Source organism: Streptomyces sp. UNOC14_S4 (assembly GCF_020740835.1).
GTDB lineage: Bacteria > Actinomycetota > Actinomycetes > Streptomycetales > Streptomycetaceae > Streptomyces.
Window position 1 is genome coordinate 1 of the sequence record NZ_JAINFC010000674.1, and the last position, 3,279, is coordinate 3,279.

General features: G+C 72.1%; 3 protein-coding genes, 1 tRNA gene and 1 pseudogene. 4 read left to right on the forward strand and 1 reads right to left on the reverse strand.

Annotated features, from left to right (window positions below; translation table 11 throughout):
• Window positions 1-999: LLM class flavin-dependent oxidoreductase (locus K6I34_RS34100; protein WP_229331915.1), on the reverse strand; the 999-nt coding region annotated here is incomplete at its 3' end.
• Window positions 1,000-1,338: 339 nt separating this feature from the next.
• Here K6I34_RS34100 and K6I34_RS34105 point away from each other — a divergent pair.
• From K6I34_RS34105 to K6I34_RS34120, 4 genes and pseudogenes are all read left to right on the forward strand, one after another.
• Entirely contained in the window at window positions 1,339-2,097 is a 759-nt protein-coding gene (locus K6I34_RS34105) for an IclR family transcriptional regulator (RefSeq protein WP_229331916.1), read from the forward strand.
• A 76-nt stretch (window positions 2,098-2,173) separates the two neighbouring features.
• Window positions 2,174-2,247: transfer RNA gene (locus K6I34_RS34110), tRNA-Lys, on the forward strand.
• 140 nt (window positions 2,248-2,387) lie between these two features.
• Window positions 2,388-2,858, forward strand: coding sequence for a hypothetical protein (locus K6I34_RS34115; RefSeq protein WP_229331917.1), 471 nt, complete (start codon window positions 2,388-2,390; stop codon window positions 2,856-2,858).
• 116 nt (window positions 2,859-2,974) lie between these two features.
• Window positions 2,975-3,279: pseudogene (locus K6I34_RS34120) on the forward strand (hypothetical protein); the annotation flags it as partial.

Below are 3,279 nucleotides of genomic sequence, written 5' to 3' on the forward strand. Positions count from 1 at the left end.
CGTCCGCTTCACCAGCCCCCGCAGCCCCTCCGCCACCTCATCCGGCGTGCCGTGCACCACGTTGGACTGCCAGTCGTCGACGAAGTCCTGCTCGGCCGGGCTGTAGTCGTACGTCTCCGCTTCCTCCGGCGTCGGGACGAGACCGGGACGGCCGGTGCGCAGGCGCAGCATCGAGAGGGAGCCCGTACGCACCTGGCGGCGGGCCTCGGCGGCGTCCTCCGCGGCGAAGGCCTGGACGCCGATCTTCGCGTAGGGCCGGTCGAGGATCTCGGACGGCCGGAAGGACTCGCGGTAGAGGTCGAGCGCCGGAACCGTATTGGCGGACGAGAAGTGGTGCGCGAAGGAGAACGGCAGACCCAGCACTCCCGCCAGCCGCGCGCTGAAGCCGGAGGAGCCGAGCAGCCAGACCGACGGACGGTCGGCCCGCTGCACCCCGCCGGGGACGCGCCCCTGCACGGGCCCGGGCACGGCGTGGATGCGGGAGTAGGGGTGCCCGTCGGGGAAGTCGTCGTCCAGGAACCGGGTCAGCTCGGCGAGCTGCTGCGGGAAGTCGTCCGCGCCCTCCTGGAGCCGGTCCTGGCGACGCAGCGCGGCGGCGGTCGCGCCGTCCGTGCCGGGCGCGCGCCCGAGGCCGAGGTCGACGCGGCCCGGGGCGAACGCCTCCAGCGTGCCGAACTGCTCGGCGATGACCAGCGGCGCGTGGTTGGGCAGCATCACGCCGCCCGAACCGAGGCGGATACGGTCGGTGTGGGCGGCTATGTGACCCAGGACGACGGCCGGGGAGGAGCTCGCGATCCCGGGCATGGAGTGGTGCTCGGCGACCCAGAAGCGGTGGTAGCCCCGGCGCTCGGCGAGCTTCGCGAGCTCCACGGTGGTGGCGAGCGCCTGCCCGGCGGTCCGGCCGCTGCCGACGGTCGCGAGATCCAGCACGGAAAGGGGTACGGGAGCACTCCCCCGCGCCACGCCCCGGATGAAGTCACCGTCCTGTACGTCGGCCACGGTCGCCCGCCTTCCTGGTCGTCCGGCGGCACTGCCGTGCCGCGCTACGGTCGTTTCGCCACCGACAAACCGGAGAAGCTCTCCGGTTATTCCCGGAGGCCACCATTTTTACGATCTTCTTCACCCTCCCCCTCACCCCCTCTCCCGGCGCCTCACGCACCTCACATGTCGCAGGCATATGCCATGGTGGCCCGCCGCTGAACAGAGCCACGCACTCCGGTCCCGATACGGTCAACTCCCTCTCCCAAACGCCCTTTTCGTGGATATCGTGGAGAGCGGGAAACCCGGGAGTAGCCCGGAGCGACCCGGAACTCCGTCCTCGTACGCAAGGAGGATGACGTGGCCCTCAAGCCCGAGCCGACGGCGCCGCTCCACTCGGTGCGGCACGCCCTCCGGGTCCTGGAGGCGGTCGCCGCACGGCCCGGCGGCATGACCGAGGCCGAGATGGCGCGCGAATCCGGCCTGTCCGCCCACGAGCTCGCCCGGCTGCTGCCCATGCTCCGCCACGAGGGGTATCTGGAACGGCTGCCAGACGGCGCGTACACCGTGGGCGACTCGCTGGTGCTGACGGGCTCCGGCCCCGCCCGCGAGCTCGCCCTGCGGAACAGGCTCCGCCAGTCCCTGTCGGTCCTGCGCGACTCCGTCGGCGCCGCCGTCTACCTGAGCCGCTACATCGACGGCGAGATCAGCATCACGGAGTACGCCGACGGGCCGCGGACACCCAAGGTCAACGAGTGGGTCGACTTCCGCTCCGCCGCCCACGCCAGTGCCATCGGGAAGTGCCTGCTCACCCAGCTCGACCACGACGACCGCCGCGACCACCTCGCGCGCCACAAGGCCGCCCGGCTCACCTCGCGGACGATCACGAACGAGAAGGCGCTCTTCCGCCAGCTCGACGCCCGGCCCGCGACCGTGCCCGTCCTCGACCTCCAGGAGTACGCGGTGGGGACGGTCTGCGCGGCCGTCCCGATGACCGCGGGGCGCGCCGTCGGCTGCCTGGCGCTGTCGCTCCCGCTCACCCACGCGCACCGGCTGTACCGCGCGGCCGACACCTTGAACCGGCACGCGGCGCCGCTGCTGCTGTCCCTGGCCCTCTGACACCGGCTCTCCGGGGCCCGGCCCCGCCGCGGTCGAGAGCACCCTCCGGGACCAGGTATATTTATCTCGTCAGCAGGCGCCGCTAGCTCAGTTGGTTAGAGCAGCTGACTCTTAATCAGCGGGTCCGGGGTTCGAGTCCCTGGCGGCGCACAGACGGGAAAAGGCCCTTCACCACTGGTGAGGGGCCTTTTTCGTACTCCCGGGCGCATCCGGGGCCATGACATTAGTCATCGCGCACCGGTGATCCTCGAATCTGCCGCCGTTCCCCGCCCGACGGCAGGATTTTCGTCATGGACACCACGACCTCCGCCCCCGTCACCGCCCCGGCCACCGCACGGACGCTCCCGGCCGACATCGAGCCGCTGCCGGTCTGGTTCTTCGCCTTCGAGGCCGTGGCGTCCGGCTCGTACGACCTGTACAAGGCGTTCCCCGGCCAGGCGCTCTGGGTCCTGATCCCCCTGGCCGCGGTCAACCTCGTCGTCTCGCTGACCGTGCTCCGCTCCCGGCTCAAGCTCGCGAAGCGGCTCTGGCACGGCAAGAAGACCCGCAAGATCGCTCTGGGGCTGCTCGCCCTCCGGTTCGGCAGCCACGCCGTGCTCGCCCTGGCAGGCGCCGCCGTGGACACGGTGGCGGGGCACCTCGCCTTCGCCGCCGTGATGACCGCCACGACAGGTGTCCTGCTCTGGTGGGCCCAGCGCACGGCCTTGCGGGCACTCGCCGCCGAGGACGCCCGGCTCGCTCCCGCCACGCCGGAGATGTGACGGACGGGCCCGCGGCGGCCGGGCCCGTAGCATGGGTGACCCGTCTTCCTCGTACAAAGATCTTGTATGAGGATCGGCCCGGACGAGTCCCCGGCGAACAGGAGAGGAGCAAGCACGTGCCGCAGCCACAGCCGCAGCAGCGCCGCCGCCCGTCGGCAGCCGTCGTGCTCCTGCTCCTCCTCGCGGTGATCATCTGCCCGTCCCTCGCCGGGACGGGCACTGTCGCGTACGCCGCCGGAACGTCGACGGCGGTCACGTCGGCGGCGAATCCGCCAGCCGCGACGCCCGAGGCCGTGGCGCCGCACGTCGACGGCGGGCGCGGCACCGGTGGCACCTGCACACCGCAGGACGCCCCGCTCAGCGGCACCCAGGCCGTCGTCGCGCACCCGCAGCCCGACCCCCTCACCGGCCCCGGTGGCAC